Annotated in this window: 18 protein-coding genes; 7 read left to right on the top strand and 11 right to left on the bottom strand. The window is 33.6% G+C overall.

The window, feature by feature from the left end; genetic code table 11:
* Positions 1 to 167: 167 nt before the first annotated feature.
* From BMX64_RS14095 to BMX64_RS14080, 4 genes are all read right to left on the bottom strand, one after another.
* Positions 168 to 914 (bottom strand): LytR/AlgR family response regulator transcription factor, encoded by a 747-nt coding sequence (locus tag BMX64_RS14095; RefSeq protein ID WP_091173581.1) that lies wholly within the window; start codon positions 912 to 914, stop codon positions 168 to 170.
* Positions 907 to 2,487, bottom strand: a complete 1,581-nt coding sequence (locus BMX64_RS14090) for a tetratricopeptide repeat-containing sensor histidine kinase (RefSeq protein ID WP_244273307.1) — start codon at positions 2,485 to 2,487, stop codon at positions 907 to 909. Before BMX64_RS14090 ends, BMX64_RS14095 begins: the two co-directional genes overlap by 8 nt.
* Before the next feature lie 237 nt (positions 2,488 to 2,724).
* Entirely contained in the window at positions 2,725 to 3,117 is a 393-nt protein-coding gene (locus BMX64_RS14085; RefSeq protein WP_091173570.1) for a hypothetical protein, read from the bottom strand.
* Positions 3,118 to 3,248: 131 nt separating this feature from the next.
* Positions 3,249 to 4,061 (bottom strand): UbiA prenyltransferase family protein, encoded by an 813-nt coding sequence (locus BMX64_RS14080; RefSeq protein ID WP_091173566.1) that lies wholly within the window; start codon positions 4,059 to 4,061, stop codon positions 3,249 to 3,251.
* 147 nt (positions 4,062 to 4,208) lie between these two features.
* Between BMX64_RS14080 and gcvP the strand changes: the two genes are divergently transcribed.
* The 6 genes from gcvP to BMX64_RS14050 all read left to right on the top strand — a co-directional run bounded on the left by gcvP (position 4,209) and on the right by BMX64_RS14050 (position 11,606).
* Positions 4,209 to 7,058, top strand: coding sequence for an aminomethyl-transferring glycine dehydrogenase (gene gcvP, locus BMX64_RS14075; RefSeq protein ID WP_091173564.1), 2,850 nt, complete (start codon positions 4,209 to 4,211; stop codon positions 7,056 to 7,058).
* A 293-nt stretch (positions 7,059 to 7,351) separates the two neighbouring features.
* Positions 7,352 to 8,410 (top strand): 3-oxoacyl-ACP synthase III family protein, encoded by a 1,059-nt coding sequence (locus BMX64_RS14070; RefSeq protein ID WP_091173561.1) that lies wholly within the window; start codon positions 7,352 to 7,354, stop codon positions 8,408 to 8,410.
* 236 nt (positions 8,411 to 8,646) lie between these two features.
* Entirely contained in the window at positions 8,647 to 9,171 is a 525-nt protein-coding gene (locus BMX64_RS14065) for a methyltransferase (RefSeq protein WP_091173555.1), read from the top strand.
* The gene (locus BMX64_RS14060) at positions 9,171 to 10,019 is read left to right on the top strand and encodes a glycosyltransferase family 2 protein (RefSeq protein ID WP_091173550.1); all 849 of its coding nucleotides are present in this window, start codon (positions 9,171 to 9,173) and stop codon (positions 10,017 to 10,019) included. The genes BMX64_RS14065 and BMX64_RS14060 overlap by 1 nt, the downstream gene beginning before the upstream one ends.
* A 79-nt stretch (positions 10,020 to 10,098) precedes the next feature.
* The gene (locus BMX64_RS14055) at positions 10,099 to 10,848 is read left to right on the top strand and encodes an MlaE family ABC transporter permease (protein ID WP_091173546.1); all 750 of its coding nucleotides are present in this window, start codon (positions 10,099 to 10,101) and stop codon (positions 10,846 to 10,848) included.
* Complete coding sequence (locus tag BMX64_RS14050) at positions 10,845 to 11,606, top strand: ABC transporter ATP-binding protein (RefSeq protein ID WP_091173542.1); 762 nt, start codon at positions 10,845 to 10,847, stop codon at positions 11,604 to 11,606. The genes BMX64_RS14055 and BMX64_RS14050 overlap by 4 nt, the downstream gene beginning before the upstream one ends.
* A 4-nt stretch (positions 11,607 to 11,610) precedes the next feature.
* On the opposite strand, the gene BMX64_RS14045 is transcribed toward BMX64_RS14050, so the two are convergent.
* Together BMX64_RS14045 and BMX64_RS14040 are read right to left on the bottom strand one after the other, a co-directional pair.
* Positions 11,611 to 12,213: a SprT-like domain-containing protein gene (locus BMX64_RS14045; protein WP_091173539.1), complete on the bottom strand. Its 603-nt coding sequence runs from the start codon at positions 12,211 to 12,213 to the stop codon at positions 11,611 to 11,613.
* Between the two features lie 19 nt (positions 12,214 to 12,232).
* Positions 12,233 to 12,910 carry an SDR family NAD(P)-dependent oxidoreductase gene (locus BMX64_RS14040; protein WP_091173536.1) on the bottom strand — a complete coding sequence of 226 codons (678 nt, stop codon included), beginning with the start codon at positions 12,908 to 12,910 and terminating at the stop codon, positions 12,233 to 12,235.
* A gap of 132 nt (positions 12,911 to 13,042) precedes the next feature.
* On the opposite strand from BMX64_RS14040, the gene BMX64_RS14035 reads away from it, so the two are divergent.
* Positions 13,043 to 13,612 carry a GNAT family protein gene (locus BMX64_RS14035; RefSeq protein WP_091173532.1) on the top strand — a complete coding sequence of 190 codons (570 nt, stop codon included), beginning with the start codon at positions 13,043 to 13,045 and terminating at the stop codon, positions 13,610 to 13,612.
* Between the two features lies 1 nt (position 13,613).
* Here BMX64_RS14035 and BMX64_RS14030 read toward each other — a convergent pair whose 3' ends face one another.
* Genes BMX64_RS14030 through BMX64_RS14010 form a run of 5 tightly spaced genes read right to left on the bottom strand, consistent with a single transcriptional unit; the run spans position 13,614 to position 17,502 of the window.
* The gene (locus BMX64_RS14030) at positions 13,614 to 14,594 is read right to left on the bottom strand and encodes a M28 family peptidase (RefSeq protein WP_091173528.1); all 981 of its coding nucleotides are present in this window, start codon (positions 14,592 to 14,594) and stop codon (positions 13,614 to 13,616) included.
* 18 nt (positions 14,595 to 14,612) lie between these two features.
* Positions 14,613 to 15,266: a hypothetical protein gene (locus BMX64_RS14025; protein WP_091173523.1), complete on the bottom strand. Its 654-nt coding sequence runs from the start codon at positions 15,264 to 15,266 to the stop codon at positions 14,613 to 14,615.
* A 4-nt stretch (positions 15,267 to 15,270) separates the two neighbouring features.
* Positions 15,271 to 16,305: a D-alanine--D-alanine ligase gene (locus BMX64_RS14020; RefSeq protein ID WP_091173519.1), complete on the bottom strand. Its 1,035-nt coding sequence runs from the start codon at positions 16,303 to 16,305 to the stop codon at positions 15,271 to 15,273.
* 10 nt (positions 16,306 to 16,315) lie between these two features.
* Complete coding sequence (locus BMX64_RS14015; protein WP_091173515.1) at positions 16,316 to 17,026, bottom strand: NRDE family protein; 711 nt, start codon at positions 17,024 to 17,026, stop codon at positions 16,316 to 16,318.
* A complete protein-coding gene (locus tag BMX64_RS14010; RefSeq protein WP_091173511.1) occupies positions 17,014 to 17,502 on the bottom strand; it encodes a hypothetical protein in 489 nt (162 codons plus the stop codon). The genes BMX64_RS14015 and BMX64_RS14010 overlap by 13 nt, the downstream gene beginning before the upstream one ends.
* Positions 17,503 to 17,737: the final 235 nt, after the last annotated feature.

Here is a 17,737-nt window from a genome sequence, read left to right as displayed (position 1 = left end):
CAAGAGTAAAACTAAAAATAAGAGTAATGTCTTTCGTAAGAAATGTCACAAGACGGGAAACATTTGTCATGAAGCAGTCAAAAGAGGTGTATGAAAATTAATAAGCAAAAAAAATCTTTCAAAAAATGAAAGATTAGAAGATGCTAAAGAGAACAACAATTGACAAATTACTTCAAGACATGAAATTTCTTTATAAAGTCTTTATATTTATCACTTAGCATGATTTTATGATTTCCTTTCAAAATAATCAAATTATCAAAAACCATTATTTCTTCAATTTTTTCCGAGTTGACAATAAAGTTTCTATGGGTTCTGCAAAATTTATCGGCATCCAAAAGTGTAATGATTTTTGTTAACGATATTAAGCTCACAAATTTTTCACTATCGGTTACTATATTACAGTATCTTTCTTCTACTTCGATGTAGAGTATATCTGCAATTAATACTTTTTTTAAGGAATTTTTCTTTTTAATAAACAGGTATTCCTTGGTTATTACCGTGTTTTGATCTTCACTTAAAAAAACATTCGTCTGTGCATAAAACTTCTCTACAGCCATTTCTATGGCATACAAGATTTCCAACTCATTAAACGGTTTTAATAGGAAACTAAAAGGTTGCGTGAGCTTGGCTCTTTCAAAAATTTGACGGTCTTTTGAACTTGTTAAAAACACAAATGGTTTTATGGCATTCGGAATTATACTTATAGTTTCTGCAAATGCAATCCCGTCTGGCTTCCCATCTAAAAAAACATCAATAACTACAACATCAATCGCATTTTTATAAAACATTGATAGCGCTTCATTATATGTTGTTGCAACTCCTACAATCGTATAATTGTTTTCTGTAAGTACTTTTACAAGCGCATCACTTTCCGCAGGAAGGTCTTCAATAATAAGTACATTTATATTATCCATAATTCTCAAATTTTGGCACCATTACAATTATTTTTGTTCCTATATTTTCTTGGCTTTCAATTGCTAATTTACCGCTGTTTTTCTTAATCATCATTTTACACAATTGCATCCCTAAACCCGTCCCTACCATTTCATTGTTCTTCTTTTTAGAAAGTAAAACGGTTTCTTTCAAAAGCTCAAGCCGCGTATTTTCATCCATTCCCAATCCAGAGTCTTCTATCACTAAATTGCAAAAATCATCGTTGGTATTGCGGGTATAAATCAATATACTATCATTTTCTCCAGAAAATTTAATCGCATTGTCTAAAAGATTTCTTAGGATTATCTTCAAGGAATCCAAATCTGCAAACACAAAAATACTTTTAGAAACAGTATTTTCAAAACTGATATTTTTATCCAACATCAAGGGTTTATAATTGTATTCTATTTGCTGAATTACAGAAAACAAATGCAATGATTCTTTCTTAAAATACATTTGTTTTGTTTGCAATAAGGCCCAATTAAGCACATTGTCTAACAAATTATAAGCACCATTGGCAATAGCGCTATTGTTCTGAATTAATTTATCTAATTCAGTGAAATTTTTAGTCTCTAAGTTTTCAAATAATTTAGTATTACTTTTTTTTAATGCACTTACCGAAGAACGTAAATCATGACTAACAATAGAAAACAGTTTGTCTTTTGTTGCATTCAATTCGTCTAATTCTTCCTTTTGTGAAAGTATGATTTTATTGCGTTTTATTTTTTGCCTATAAAAATAAACACCCGCTCCAAACAAAATTAATAACAAAACCGAGGAATAGAACAAGCCATTTCTTTCAGCAATTTTTAACTGATTTTCGGCTTCAAGTACTTTAATTTCTTTCTCTTTTTGCTTTACAGTAAATTTCTTTTCCAACTCAGCAATTGCCCATATCTTATTCTGATCATTTAAGGAATCTTTCCAAGATTCATATTCTTTTCTATATACTAAAGCTAACGGGAAATTTTTCCTATTTTCCTCAACAACAGCCATATTTATGGCTGCTTTTCTTTTTAGTTCAAAATCTTTTACTTTTTTTGATAATAGATACGCTTTTTCAAAATAGGGAATGGCTTGTCTGTCTTTATATTGTACATAGTACAAATTAGCGATATCCATATAAGAGCTTATGAGCAATAAAGTGTCTTTTTCCAATTGCTGCAATTCAGCACTTTTAAACAGGTATTCTTCCGCTCTATCAAATTTATTAAGATGCAAATAACACAACCCTAAATTATGAGAAACATTGCTTCTTTTAAAATCGAATGCATCATCATTAGTCAGTTTCTCAATTTCTTGAAAATAACGTATGGCCTTTGAAAAATCCCTTAATTCTAATGAAATTTCCCCCAAATACATTTTTACTTTATAATAAAACCGAAATTTATTAGAAACTGCATTAAATTCATTTTTAGCTTCATTTAGAAGGTTTTTTTGTTTGAAACTAAACGCTCTAAAATAATGGCAGTAATCTGTAAGTTCGTTGTTACGATTATTAAAACTCAATTGTTTCATGGAATAAACCAAGGTGGAATCCCAATTTTTTTTCAAAAAAAATAAATGAGCTTTATTAAAATTGATTTCTTTTTTAAATTCTCTAGCTTTTTTTTTAATTTCGACACTTAACAAATCCCTACTGGATTGTTCTTTAGAAAAAAAGGGTGAAGTGTAACATAACAATATTGAAATAATAAATAATTTAATCTTAGTCATTATTCTCTTGCTAATAGATTTTGCGGATACAACAATATAATGAAAGTTAATTGATTTTTAAACTAAAAAGTTTTTCTAACCTTGTTGTACAGTAGTTTCAGTACCCCTGGATGTTACTGGGTCTATATCATTATTATATACTGTAACTTTATCTACATATTTACAAGTATAAAAAACATCAATATACCATGCAGTATAACTTTTAGGCACTTCCTCTCTAGAGTCATATTGCAGATAGAAATCTGTATTATTACTAGCTACACCAAGTGTAGGTGCTTTAGTGTTATTACTATCTATGAAAACAACAATTCTGAAATTAACAGCATCTTTTATATATTCTGCTGTAATTAGAGGCGCAATTGGTCTTGAAAAATCATTAACTGGTGCCTTAACTAAGCTAGCTGGTATATTTTGACCAATCGCTATAGGCGTAACAATAATAGGTTTTAATTTTAAAGTAGATTTCATAATTAAATATTTGGCTTGGTTAACAATAGAATTTATTTTAGCACTAAAATATACTTTTTACTTAACAATATATATATATTTAATATGTTTTTCTCATAATTCAACAAATAAGACTACAAATAAAGAGATTTTCAAAAAAAAAACACCATTAACCACCAAACAATCGGAACACTTTCTACAAAAAACGAGGTATAGTATTTCGAACGTTTTTCATTGGCAAAAAGCATAAAAAACGAAATGATAATCACTAAAAACAAGTTGATAATCAATTGATTTTTATCAAAATTACTTTTAAAAAATTCCAAAAAATAAAATGGAACTAAAAGTAGCAACCCTACTATTTTAGTGCGTTTCACTCCTATTTGTTGCGGAACGGTTTGCAAATGCGGATCGTCTTTCGCCAAATCAATAATTTCAAAAATAAGTACCAATACAAAAATCAGGATAAATCGTTGCAAGCATTTTAAATAAAAATCGGAAGTAATTGAAATATCGGCATTCAAAACTGGCAAAGCCAACGTCACTCCTACCCAACACAATGCTACGATATAAATTTTAACACCAGCCCAATTCCTGGCATTCTTCTTATTTGGAAAAAAGGGAAGTGTATACAATAATGTAATACTCAAGAAAACTACTGCAACTATTTGGGTTATCCTTTGCAGCTGACAAAAATAATATCCGACCAGAAAAAGAGCAAAAAAACTAAATAAAGCAATCATTTTTAATTCCTTGCGCATCTGCAATCTTTGAACTCTGGCCAAAGCATCATATTTTACAAAATTATATCCAACACTGGTACCAAAAAAAGCAAAGTTAGCAACTGCATCGTCTTCCGGAATGTGGAACATATGTTGCGTCATTCGCACCAAGGCATAACACGATAAACCTACGTGAATACTACTATTTATATAAAAATTGAATATTAGTTTTAAAAACCTCATTAGACAAAATTAATCAAAGTGTTAATAAGAACGGCTTTTAGTTGAAAAATTCACAGAAAATCAAGTTAAAAAAGGCAATTAATAGCATATTAATATTTAATTTTACAGCCTTTTAAAACAAGAAACACACAACCCATTTTATATACAATGAAAACAGACGCTTTTGCATTAAGACACATTGGCCCAAGAGAAAATGATCTAGAACACATGTTGAAGACAATTGGCGCAGCAACGCTGGAACAATTGATCCAAGAAACGATTCCAAGTGACATTCGTTTAAAATCTGATTTGGACTTAGAACCAGCAATGACTGAATATGAATTTGCAAATCACATCCAGAAATTAGGTAATAAAAATAAAGTTTTTCAATCGTACATTGGTTTAGGGTACAATGCAGCCATTATTCCTGCGGTTATCCAACGAAATGTATTTGAAAACCCGGGATGGTATACTGCTTACACACCGTATCAAGCCGAAATTGCGCAAGGTCGTCTTGAAGCAATTTTGAATTTCCAAACCATGGTTATCGAATTAACCGGAATGGAAATTGCAAATGCCTCTTTATTAGACGAAGGAACTGCTGCTGCAGAAGCAATGGCGTTACTTTTTGACGTACGTTCTCGCGACCAAAAGAAAAATAACATCAATAAATTCTTCGTTTCTGAAGAAATACTACCTCAATCTTTATCCGTTTTACAAACACGTTCGACACCAATCGGGGTTGAATTAGTAGTTGGAAACCATGAAACATTCGATTTTTCATCGGAATATTTTGGAGCAATCCTGCAATATCCGGGGAAATTTGGACAAGTTCATGATTATGCAGCATTTATCGCTAAAGCTGCTGAAAACGAAATAAAAGTAGCTGTTGCCGCTGATATTTTGAGTTTAGCAAAATTGACTCCTCCGGGAGAAATGGGCGCTGCTGTTGTTCTTGGAACGACACAACGTTTCGGAATTCCGTTGGGTTATGGTGGTCCACACGCAGCTTATTTCGCTACAAAAGACGAATACAAAAGAAGCATGCCTGGAAGAATTATCGGCGTAACTGTTGATACTGATGGAAATCGCGCTTTGCGTATGGCGTTACAAACCCGTGAGCAACACATTAAACGTGATAAAGCAACTTCAAACATTTGTACGGCGCAAGTTTTATTGTCAGTTATGGCAGGAATGTATGCCGTTTATCATGGTCCAAAAGGATTACAATACATCGCTGATAAAGTACATGCTTCGGCAGCGACGTTGGCAAACGCATTAGAAAAATCAGGTTATCAGCAAACCAATACTGCTTTCTTTGACACTATAGTTGTAAAGGCTGATGCGAAAAAAGTAAAAGCGATTGCTGAAGAAAACGAAATTAATTTCTATTACATTGACGACAATACGATTTCAATTTCTATAAACGAAACAACAAGTATTACCGATTTAAATAAAATTATTGCTGTTTTCGCTTCTGCAAATGGTACTCCGGTAAACACCATTGAAAGTTTATTAGAAACCAATCATTTCCCAGAAAACATAAACAGAAAATCCACTTTCTTGCAACACGATGTTTTCAACAAGCATCACTCTGAAACGGCGCTGATGCGTTACATCAAAATGCTGGAAAGAAAAGATTTAGCGTTAAATCACTCGATGATTTCACTAGGTTCTTGCACCATGAAACTGAATGCCGCATCAGAAATGTTGCCTTTGAGCATGCCGCAATGGAACAACATTCACCCGTTTGCACCATTGGATCAAGCGCAAGGATACCAGGAAATGTTAGCTAAACTAGAACAACAGTTAAATGTCATTACTGGTTTTGCCGGAACTACTTTACAACCTAATTCAGGAGCTCAAGGAGAATATGCCGGATTAATGGTTATTCGTGCGTACCACCAATCAAGAGGAGATCACCATAGAAACATTGCTTTAATTCCATCATCAGCTCACGGAACAAATCCAGCTTCAGCAGCGATGGCAGGAATGAAAGTTGTGGTTACTAAAACATTGGAAAACGGAAATATTGACGTGGAAGATTTACGTGAAAAAGCACTTTTGCACAAAGACAATCTTTCTTGTTTGATGGTTACATATCCATCAACTCACGGTGTTTTTGAAAGCGCAATCAAAGAAATCACACAATTGATCCACGACAATGGTGGGCAAGTATATATGGATGGTGCCAACATGAACGCTCAAGTTGGATTAACAAATCCTGCAACAATTGGTGCTGACGTTTGTCACTTGAACTTACACAAAACATTCGCTATTCCTCACGGTGGTGGTGGACCAGGTGTAGGACCAATATGTGTTGCACCACAATTAGTCCCATTTTTACCTACAAATCCAGTAATTCCAACAGGTGGAGAAAACGCTATTACAGCTATTTCTGCGGCACCTTGGGGTTCTGCTTTGGTTTGTTTGATATCGTATGGTTATATCTGTATGCTTGGCGCTGAAGGTTTGAAACAATCTACTCAATATGCAATTTTAAATGCGAACTACATTAAAGAGAAATTAAACGGTTACTATGATACGTTATATTCTGGAGAAATGGGTCGTGCAGCACACGAAATGATTTTAGAATGTCGCCCTTTCAAACAAAAAGGAATTGAAGTGACAGATATTGCAAAACGTTTGATGGATTATGGATTTCATGCTCCAACCGTTTCATTTCCTGTTGCCGGAACTTTAATGATTGAACCAACTGAAAGTGAAAATTTAGAGGAATTAAACCGTTTTTGTGATGCTATGATTGCTATCCGAAAAGAAATTGAAGTTGCTACTGTAGACAATCCAAATAATGTATTGAAAAATGCACCACATACTTTGATAATGGTAACTACTGATAGTTGGAATTTCCCATACAGTCGTGAAGCTGCTGCATTTCCATTAGAATACATTGTCGAAAATAAATTCTGGCCTACCGTACGTAGAGCAGATGAAGCATATGGAGATAGAAATTTAGTTTGTTCTTGCGCGCCAATTGAAGCGTACATGGAAAGCTAATTTTGCATATTTAAAAAAAAACAAAAATGCCTCGATATATCGAGGCATTTTTTTTGGCCTTAAAATTGTACAAACTTTAGAAAATAGTTTAATACAATTTCTCAAAATATCAATTTAATCAATTACAACAATTAGGAAATAAATATCGTATCATTTTTTGCAATTCGTAATAAAATAATCAATATTTTTGCCAATAAATTATTATTTCATAATTATATGCATGCATAGTAAATATTGTGAGTGTAATAATTTTTTAATGATTAATTTAGCATAAAATTTGGAAAATTAACGCAATGAAAATAAAAATAGCTGGAATAGGAAGCTATATTCCTGAGAAAAAAGTAAGCAATACAGACTTTGGCGAACATGTTTTTTTGAATGAAGATGGATCTGCCTTTGGTTACCCTAACGAAGTAGTAATAAAAAAATTTAAGGGAATCACCGGAATCGAACACAGGCGGTATGCCGAAGACCATTTGACATCTTCTGATTTAGCTTTCTTCGCCTCTAAAAGAGCAATAGAAAATGCTGGAATCGATCCGGAGACAATAGATTACATCATCTTCGCACATAACTTTGGTGATGTAAAACATGGCACAAGCCAGTCTGACATGATTCCAAGTCTCGCTACCCGCGTCAAACATAAATTACAAATAAAAAACCCAAAATGTGTCGCTTACGATATCCTCTTTGGATGTCCAGGTTGGATTGAAGGTGTACTTCAAGCCAATGCTTTTATCAAATCAGGGATGGCAAAACGCTGTTTGGTAATAGGATCTGAAACGTTATCTAGAGTAGTTGATGCTCATGACAGAGATTCAATGATTTATTCTGATGGCGCTGGTGCTTCAATCATAGAAGCTTCTGAAGATGAAACAGGAATGTTGGCCTATGAAAGTGCAACCTATGCAAATGACGAAGCTGGGTATTTGTTTTTTGGAAAATCCTATAATCTAGATTTAGATCCAGACACTCGCTACATTAAAATGTATGGGCGTAAAATATATGAATTTGCATTAAATCAAGTTCCTATGGCTATGAAAAGTTGCTTGGACAAAAGCGGACTAGGAATTGATGACGTAAAAAAGATTCTTATCCATCAAGCCAATGAAAAAATGGATGAAGCAATAATTCAACGTTTTTACAAATTATACGACAGACCCGTTCCAAAAGATATTATGCCCATGAGCATTCATGAACTAGGAAATAGCAGTGTAGCAACCGTTCCTACTCTTTTTGATCTGTTAATTAATGGACAAATAGAAAACCAATCTATAGAAAAAGGCGACATTCTTCTCTTTGCTTCCGTTGGAGCAGGAATGAACATCAACGCATTTGTTTACAGATATTAATTCTTAAAAGGAATGTGGCAATTAGGAGCTAATCCGGCTGTCCATTACAATTCCTCACTACAAAACTTGTTTTTCTAAGGTGCAAAAAAGCTTCTTTCAGTCGCTTTTTGCACCTTGAAAAACTACATTTTGAAGCTCCGGGATTTTCATTCCCATCCAGGCTAAAAAACAATGCCCAAAAACACATTTATTACTATATTTGTGCCTTCGTGCCCTAGCGGCAAAATCAAAAAAACATGTACGAAAAAACGTTTCCCAATAAAAGATTCAAACATACTTTAGAATTTCTAAAAAAACACGTCTCAACTTCAGAGACCATATTAGATTTAGGCGTTGAAAATCCTTTCTCTAAAATCATGAAATCCGAAGGATTTGCAGTTACAAATACAACAGGAGAAGACTTAGACAAAGACCAATCCGTATTTTCAACAGAAAAAAAAGATGTAGTAACCGCTTTCGAAATTTTTGAACATTTATTAAATCCTTACACGATTTTAAATGAAATAAAATCGGACAAACTTTTCATATCTATCCCAATGCGTTTGTGGTTTTCACCCGCTTACCGCAGTAAAACGGACATGTGGGACAGACATTACCATGAATTTGAAGACTGGCAACTGGACTGGCTTTTGGAAAAAACAGGTTGGAAAATAATTGACCGCGAAAAATGGACAAATCCCGTAAAGAAATTTGGTCTTCGTCCCTTATTGAGAAAGTTCACCAATCGCTATTATATTGTTTACGCTGAAAAAATAAAATAATGAATTATTATATTGTCATTCCGGCGCATAACGAAGAAGCTTTCATCGCTTTAACTTTAGACTCTTTGATTTCGCAAACCGTTTTACCTAAAAAGGTAGTTGTCGTCAATGACAATTCTACGGATAAAACAGCAGAAATAGTTACGGCTTACGCCAAAGAAAATCCGTTTATCTCTTTGGTAAACAAAACTTCCAGAGCCATACATTTACCGGGAAGCAAAGTCATTCAGGCTTTTCACAAAGGTTTTGAAACATTGGATGAAGAGTATGACGTTATCGTAAAACTGGATGCCGATTTAATTCTACCCAACAATTATTTCGAAACCATTCTAAACATTTTCGAAAAAGATGCTACGATAGGAATGGCTGGAGGATTTGCCTACATTGAAAAAAATGGCGAATGGATTTTGGAAAACCTAACTGATAAAGATCATATTCGTGGTGCATTCAAAGCGTATAGAAAAGCATGCTTCCAACAAATAGAAAATTTAAAACCTGCTATGGGTTGGGATACTGTTGATGAATTATTGTCAAAATTTTACGGATGGAAAGTCGTTACTGACGCTTCATTGATCGTAAAACACTTAAAACCAACTGGAGCAAATTACAACAAAACTGCCCGTTATAAACAGGGAGAAGCGTTTTACACTCTAGGCTACGGTTTTATAATCACTTCCATAGCTTCGGCAAAACTGGCGATGATGAAAAAGAAACCGTTACTCTTTTTAGATTACATTAAAGGTTTTTGGAAAGCCAAAGCTGCTAAAACACCATTATTAGTAACGGAAGAGCAAGCTAAATTCATCCGGAATTATCGCTTAAAAAAAATGAAAGAGAAGCTTTTTTAGCTTCAGAAATCAAAAACTGCTAAATCAAAAGGTATAACTCTTTACAATTTTTGTAATTTAGCCCATATTCGCAAAACTTATGATGCTCATTCGATATATAACGCAAATAGGAAGATACTTCTTAATGCTGAAAGAAATTTTCAACAAACAAACCAAATGGTCTGTAATGAAAAATTTAATTTTCAAGGAAATTGATGATTTAATTATCGGCTCCCTCGGTATTGTAGCCTTTATTTCTTTCTTTGTTGGTGGTGTTGTCGCCATACAAACTGCATTAAACCTGACCAATCCTTTAATTCCAAAATACCTTATTGGATTTGCAACACGACAATCCGTAATATTAGAATTTGCCCCCACTTTCATCTCCGTAATTATGGCTGGTAAAATGGGTTCTTTTATTACGTCAAGTATAGGAACAATGCGGGTTACAGAACAAATTGACGCATTGGAAGTAATGGGAGTAAATTCTCTTAATTATCTTGTCTTTCCAAAAATAATTGCTCTGCTATTGTATCCGTTCCTTATCGGAATTGCTATGTTTCTAGGAGTTTTAGGCGGATGGATGGCTGGTGTATACGGAGGCTTTACGTCAAGCGACGAATTTATCAATGGAGCTCAAATGGATTTTATTCCATTTCATATCATATATGCTTTTATTAAGACTTTAATATTCGCCATGTTATTAGCAACTATCCCTTCTTTTCATGGGTATTATATGAAAGGTGGAGCACTTGAGGTAGGAAGAGCAAGTACCGTTTCCTTTGTTTGGACATCAGTTACCATAATATTATTCAATTACATATTAACGCAGTTGTTACTAGGATCATGATAGAAGTAAAAAACGTAGAGAAATCATTTGGCGGAAACAAAATTCTTAAAGGTATTTCGACGGTTTTTGAAACCGGAAAGACAAATTTAATTATTGGACAAAGTGGATCTGGTAAAACAGTTTTGCTAAAAAGTCTTTTAGGGATCCATACTCCGGAATCCGGAACGATTTCATTTGACGGCCGAATTTATTCTGAATTAAATCCTGATGAGAAACGAGAATTACGAACTGAAATCGGAATGGTTTTTCAAGGAAGTGCCTTGTTTGATTCTATGACTGTAGCTGAAAATGTTGGATTTCCGCTACGAATGTTTACCAAAGACAATAATTCAAAGATTCAAGAACGAGTTGACTTCGTGTTAAAAAGAGTGAATCTTACAGATGCACATAAAAAATTACCTTCAGAAATTTCAGGAGGAATGCAAAAACGGGTAGCGATTGCGCGCGCGATTGTAAATAACCCAAAATACTTGTTTTGTGATGAACCAAACTCTGGTTTAGATCCAAATACAGCTATTTTGATTGATAATCTTATCAAAGAAATCACCGAAGAATACAACATCACAACGGTTATAAATACCCATGATATGAACTCTGTGATGGAAATTGGAGAGAAAATTCTATTCTTAAAAGATGGCTTAAAAGCTTGGGAAGGAAGCAAAGAAGAAATTTTTAGAACCGATAACGAAGCTGTTGTAGCGTTTGTTTATTCTTCTAATTTGTTCAAAAAAGTACGAGAAGCTTATTTGAAAGAGTAAAAGACTAGCTTGATTTCAACAGTTCTACCTCCGCATTAGGATTGAATAAATACGTTTTTCCAGAACTCATTTCGAGACATTCAAAACGCTTAGTTCTTACAGCTATTTTCTTAAAAATCTTTCCGTTTTGGATTCGAAAAACGCTGCCGTACGGAATTTCGAATACATAGTTTTTATCATTTTGCTGGTCAAATTGTTTCAATGCCAAAGCTAATGTAGCATCAGTATCGCTGCTGGCTGTTGGATTTTTGAAATGACGAGCCAATAAAGGCAATAACTGATTCGGGAAAATTTCTGGGCGAATGTAAGGAATCATCAACCGTTGAAAGGAATATTTCCACTCGTTTCCATGCGGTTTAATGTTTCTTCCAAATTTTTCAAACGCAACCAAATGTGAAATTTCATGAATCAACGTAATCAAAAACTTGTATTTATTCAGATTTGAATTGACCGTAATTTCATGTTTCCCATTCAAACCTTTTCGATAATCGCCATGACGCGTCTGACGCTCGTTTACAATCTTAAGGTGCACTTGATTGGCAACAATAAGTTCGAAAACGGGTTTTACCGCATGCTCTGGAATGTATCTGGCTAAGGTTTCGCTCAAAATAGAGGTGAGTTATAAATTAAGGATTCGTGGAAGAAACTTGCAACACTTTCCCGTTGAAATATTTGTTTCCGGTCAAAGTGAAATCATAAATATAGTTGGCCATTTCGCCCGCTGATATTGGCGCTTGATAGCCTGGAAAAGCTTCTGCCAGCATTTCAGTTTGCACGGAACCCAAAGCTAAAACATTGAAAGAAATCCCACGATCTTTGTATTCTTCTGCCAGTAATTCAGACAATGTAATAACAGCACCTTTACTCGAACTATAGGCAGCCAATCCCGCAAACTTTAAACTTCCCTGAATTCCACCCATAGAACTTATGGTTACCACATGGCTTCCTTTTTGTAAATAAGGCAAGCAAATTCGAGTCAAATTAGCAACTCCAAAAACATTGACTTTATAGATGTTTTCAAAATCTTCCTGAGTCGTTTCTGAAAAGGGCTTCAACAATAAACTTCCCGCATTATGAATGACCGCATCTATTTGTTTCCAAGACTTGGAAAGGAAATCGCTTACTTTCATTAATTCAGACTCAGTGGATAAATCAACTGAAAGACAGGTAATGTTTTCGTTCCCCAACAAAGCTTGAGGAATTTTTCTCGAAATAGCTAACACTTCATGTCCCGCATTGGCAAATTGCAATGCCAACTCAAATCCTATTCCCCTACTCGTTCCTGTGATGATAATATTTTTCATAGAGCAAAAATAAACAAAAACAGTAAAAAAAGTAATGCTTTACGCAAAGGATTGTTGCTGTAATAAAAATTAAAGTTTCTTATAATTTTACTTATTTTTGACAAACCAAATTAACATCGGAATTTTGATAAAATGACAGAAAATATACAACTCGAAATCGCAAAAATGAGTGACATTGATGGCGTATTGGCATTACAAGACTTGTATCTTGTAGCTAAATTATCCGAAGAAGAAAAAGCTTTCGGATTTGTTACCACGCCATTTACAATACAGCAACTAACCGAAGTTATCCATGAAAACAACTTATTTATTGCCAGAGACAATAACAAAATCATTGCTTATATTTTTGCCGGAAGTTGGGATTTTTTCAAACAATGGCCTATTTTCAATTACATGAGTTCATTGTTTCCGGAACTGACCTTTTTAGATTTTGAAATCACCACAAACAATAGTTTTCAATACGGCCCCATTTGCATTCACAAAGAATATCGTGGCAAGGGATTGATAACGCCACTGTTTGAATTCATGAGAACGCACATGCTTCATAAATATCCATTGGCCTTAACTTTCATCAACAAAATCAACATTCCGTCTACGAAAGCGCATACCGAAAAACTAAAATGGACCATTATTGGAGATTTTCAATTCAATAATAACGAGTACTTTATTTTGGCGTATGATATGAGTCAGGCAGTTTGTTAAACTATTTAAGCATTATGATTTCTTGTGTTGGCGAATTTGCCATTTGTGTTACAGCAGGTAATAATTCCTGAATAAAAGATGTCATGTGCGGAATATCCATCGCTTTGAAATCATCAGAAACATGATGGTAAAATTCAAAGTTTTCAAAATCAAACGTACTCACAGACTGACAAGGCACTTTAAAAAGTTCGTAAAAAGAATAGTTGTCTGATCTGTAAAATAATTTATATTCGGCTTCTTTTGGAAGAAAACCAATCGTATTTTTCCCAGTATATCCATTGATTTTATCTGCCATATTAGATTTATCAAAACCCGTAATATAAGCCAGATAATCTCTTTTCATTGGCACACCAATCATTTCAATGTTGAACTGAGTGTACAATTTAAAATCTTGTGCTTTCAGTTTTTTGGCTAAATGTTTAGAGCCTAATAAACCTTTTTCTTCTCCAGCAAAAAATACAAAAAGAATGCTTCGTTTATTATTTTTAGTGATGCTAAAATATTTCGCCATTTCAGCAACCGCAGTTGTTCCTGAGGCATCATCATTGGCACCATTGTTTATAAAATCACCGTTTACCCCTTTTTTCTCCAAGCCAATATGATCGTAATGAGCACTTAAAATTATAAATTCATTTTTAAGAACCGCGTCGCTTCCTTCAATAAAACCTACAATATTGAAAGCTGGTTCTTTAAATGTAGACAAGGTATCGCGATACGATTTGAAATACGGTTTCACATTGTTATTTTTGAAGAACTGCTCCAAATAATCAGCGGCTTTTACCATTCCTGCTTTTCCGGTTTCCCTTCCTTCCAATTCATCCGAAGCTAAATATTTTAAAGTCTCGGCAACATCATTTTCTGTTACTTTATATTCAGCCTCAACAATTTTTAATTGCGCGTTACTCGCAGTTTGAGCAATTACTGACGAAGCTGACAAGCAACCGAAGAAAACGAAAGAAAGAGATAGGAATACTTTTTTCATGATATTGAGATTTATTTTTTATAATGTGACTTTATTTCTATAATATTTCTTGTAAACTTTCACCATTTGAACAAAAGCTAAAATCACAAAAAATGACGGAATTATTACCGGCATTACATATTTAGAAAAACTGGTAGTGTTTTGAGACAACGTGTTTAACACCAAAACCAAGGTTAACATCCCAAAAAATGTACCTATCAAAGTCCCTGAAACATAATACAGTTTTAGCTTTTTTACAATTGAAATATAATTCCCATTTATTAAATAAAGGTTCCAACCGGTCCAAAACGGCAATTGAAGAAAATTGATGCAATTCAAGAAAACACCGATAAGAAAAGGAGAATACATTGCATATTTCTCCAAAATCCCTTGTTCTTCAACTGTTTGATTGGAATTAGCATAAAAAGAATAGCCTAAAATCAACAGAAAGAAAACGGCAAAAAAATCAATAATTTTCATAAGTTTTTTATTATTGACTAATTGCTTTGCGAAAATTAAAGTGAAATAAATCACAAACATCTCCACGAAAATTACTCCTAATAAAAAGAATACCAGACTGTTCATTCCTAGCTTTGAATAGATTTCAAAACCTACAACATTCAAATATCCTAACGGTATAGAACCGATAAAACTCACTAAAAAACCAACGAAAATGTTTTTTAATGCCTTCATGATTTTAGAAATTTACAATTCTATTGCTTTGTTCTAAATGCATTCTGTATTCCTTCATCCCATCTTTATGCGGTAAATATGGAGCGCCATTTTTATGGTTTGCCACACTTATTTCATACATATACGTAATGTGACGCGCAAGTTCTTTCCATGCAAAAAACAAAGAATGTTTTGGGTCGTAAATGTGTGTCGGTTCACTTGCAGCACCATTCAGTTCCACAACTGAGAAATGTATTCCTTGTTCTAATTCTTCAATTGTATTATACATCACATCCAATCTACCAAAGTAGAAACCTGGAATTTGCAAACACATTTCATTAATGGTTTGTGTCAATTTTGGTGTTATCCAATGACTTCCATCAATGAATTTTGCACCTCGTGCATGATTCCCATACGGCACCAAATTCAATTTTTCACCTTTTGGAAGAATATCGAGTAGTTTTTTTCCGTATTCCTGTTTCAAAACCTTTAATTGCAATTCGTATCGAGGATTTTCTTTAATTAATTCCTCTACGGTAGAGAATCCGTTTCCGGTAATAATCAGAAATTCTTTAGAAACTATTCCTGTAATTCTGCCGGCTTTTTCATGAGGATAACGCACATAAAAAATTCCAACTTCATTCTCGTACGGAATTAAATCCTGCACTACGTAATCGAAATTTGCTTTTTCAGCATATTCTTTTAAATCTTGAACAGTGTTAATTTTTTTTACCCCAGATCCTCGTAGTCCAATATCTGGTTTTGCAATCAGAGGATATTTTATTTTTGATAGTTGAATAGTATTCAAAATTTCTTCAAGAGCAGTACCTTCTTTTATTAATTCTGTTTTTGGGTAATACTGTTGTGGAATCAAATCGTAGATTTCTTTTTTGGACTCCATCATAAAACCGCCATTTTTTATGGTTGGATTAGAGGCATTGAAGAAAAAAATAGATTTTGCTTTGATGGAATAATAGGACCAAAGAAAATAAATTGGAATATAAACAATCTGGAAAGGCCAATATTCCCAATGCGTAATTTTATGAAAAAATAGTTTCAAATTAAGTCCTTTAAACGGTGATAAATGAGGTCGAAAAATCCTGTTGCGCAATCAAATCGTAATGCAATATAGCTACTTTATTTTTTTCAATAACCGCTTGTGTGATACTTAAGGTTTTCATTTCGTCATTTCTATTGATAACAAGACCGTTTTCATCATTTTCTTCCTCGGTGTAGCGATGAAAATCGTGCATTTTTGATTCCGTTATTTCAGGATTTTGATTCATAAAAGTATGAAACCAGTTGGCTCTTTTTTCACGAATCGATGAGGAATACAAAGTCGATGAAGACCAAATGTGATTTTGATGAATATCCAAAGTGATTGTTTTTTTCTCTTTTCCGTTCCAGCGCAATTGAAAAAGAGCATTGTTTTGAAATAAAACTAATGTAAAAGGCTCTATGTTTTCCAAATCAATTTCTGTCCAGAAATCCTTTGGAGAAATACTGCTGATCATTTCTAAAACAATAAGGCCGCGACTTTTTCGATATGGAAGTTGCACTTCATGCTTTTCATCGGCACCATTTAAAAGCACCAAAATTACTCCGTCAGCATTAGCCACAAACCACGTTCCTCCTGCTTTTGGATCCTTTGGAAAAATAAGATTTTTTCCATTAACGGTATAACTTCTTGGTGGTATTGCACTCGGCCTTACTGTTTTTTCATCCCGATTGGAGGTAATGATAATTTTATCATTGGTTGCTACAAAACTTACTGTGCACATTGATTTCTATATTCTATTGTGGAGCGTGCAACGCCAAAATTAGGATCAATGGTCACTGTTTCACATTGTAAAATAGCTACTTTTATAAGCGCCTGATGGTGAATACAATGTTCTAGATTATACAGTAATTCTCTGAAATAATTGCTTTCAATTCGGATTTCCTCTCCATCAATAATTTGCAACAACTCGATGTTTTTATTTTTTTTGTCTAAATTTTGTTGAATCAACACAATATTTTTAATAGCAAAAACGGTATCCGTTTGAATTCGAATATTTCGTTCTCTTTTATCATAATTCACAAGACCTGAATCATATTGGTTTTCTAAACAATGAAACATTTCAATAATATGCCTGGTATGCTCCCCAATAGTTGCATTACTTAATTCCGCACAAGAACTGGAATATTCTTTTTGAGACAATTGATTCAGCAAATCAACTAACTCGTTCAAACTATTATTTATAGAAGGTATTAACATATTTACGTTTTAATTCAACAAATTCATCAATCTAGTCCTCTCATTAAAAACTAAAATAACACAACAAAGAAAGGTAATTAGTGCCAAAATAAAAAGGGCTCCACAATCATTTTTTACTACAATACCTAACACGTATAGATGAACAAAAATCACACCAACCATACTGCCTCCCCCATTATAGCAATAAATAAAGATGCTCTTGGAATTAAAACCAAAATTACTGTAATTCCAGATT

This window comes from Flavobacterium sinopsychrotolerans (assembly GCF_900110375.1).
In the GTDB taxonomy this organism is placed as follows: Bacteria; Bacteroidota; Bacteroidia; order Flavobacteriales; family Flavobacteriaceae; genus Flavobacterium; species Flavobacterium sinopsychrotolerans.
The sequence above is the reverse complement of the archived record's forward strand: the minus strand, read 5'-3'. Positions and strand labels throughout refer to the sequence as shown.

What these genes read in the sequence shown, in the direction of transcription:
- BMX64_RS14095 (WP_091173581.1), bottom strand. Translation starts at nt 914, where the DNA reads ATGGATAATATAAATGTACTTATTATTGAAGACCTTCCTGCGGAAAGT.
- BMX64_RS14085 (WP_091173570.1), bottom strand. Translation starts at nt 3,117, where the DNA reads ATGAAATCTACTTTAAAATTAAAACCTATTATTGTTACGCCTATAGCG.
- BMX64_RS14080 (WP_091173566.1), bottom strand. Translation starts at nt 4,061, where the DNA reads ATGAGGTTTTTAAAACTAATATTCAATTTTTATATAAATAGTAGTATT.
- gcvP (WP_091173564.1), top strand. Translation starts at nt 4,209, where the DNA reads ATGAAAACAGACGCTTTTGCATTAAGACACATTGGCCCAAGAGAAAAT.
- BMX64_RS14070 (WP_091173561.1), top strand. Translation starts at nt 7,352, where the DNA reads ATGAAAATAAAAATAGCTGGAATAGGAAGCTATATTCCTGAGAAAAAA.
- BMX64_RS14065 (WP_091173555.1), top strand. Translation starts at nt 8,647, where the DNA reads ATGTACGAAAAAACGTTTCCCAATAAAAGATTCAAACATACTTTAGAA.
- BMX64_RS14060 (WP_091173550.1), top strand. Translation starts at nt 9,171, where the DNA reads ATGAATTATTATATTGTCATTCCGGCGCATAACGAAGAAGCTTTCATC.
- BMX64_RS14055 (WP_091173546.1), top strand. Translation starts at nt 10,099, where the DNA reads ATGATGCTCATTCGATATATAACGCAAATAGGAAGATACTTCTTAATG.
- BMX64_RS14050 (WP_091173542.1), top strand. Translation starts at nt 10,845, where the DNA reads ATGATAGAAGTAAAAAACGTAGAGAAATCATTTGGCGGAAACAAAATT.
- BMX64_RS14040 (WP_091173536.1), bottom strand. Translation starts at nt 12,910, where the DNA reads ATGAAAAATATTATCATCACAGGAACGAGTAGGGGAATAGGATTTGAG.
- BMX64_RS14035 (WP_091173532.1), top strand. Translation starts at nt 13,043, where the DNA reads ATGACAGAAAATATACAACTCGAAATCGCAAAAATGAGTGACATTGAT.
- BMX64_RS14030 (WP_091173528.1), bottom strand. Translation starts at nt 14,594, where the DNA reads ATGAAAAAAGTATTCCTATCTCTTTCTTTCGTTTTCTTCGGTTGCTTG.
- BMX64_RS14025 (WP_091173523.1), bottom strand. Translation starts at nt 15,266, where the DNA reads ATGAAGGCATTAAAAAACATTTTCGTTGGTTTTTTAGTGAGTTTTATC.
- BMX64_RS14015 (WP_091173515.1), bottom strand. Translation starts at nt 17,026, where the DNA reads ATGTGCACAGTAAGTTTTGTAGCAACCAATGATAAAATTATCATTACC.
- BMX64_RS14010 (WP_091173511.1), bottom strand. Translation starts at nt 17,502, where the DNA reads ATGTTAATACCTTCTATAAATAATAGTTTGAACGAGTTAGTTGATTTG.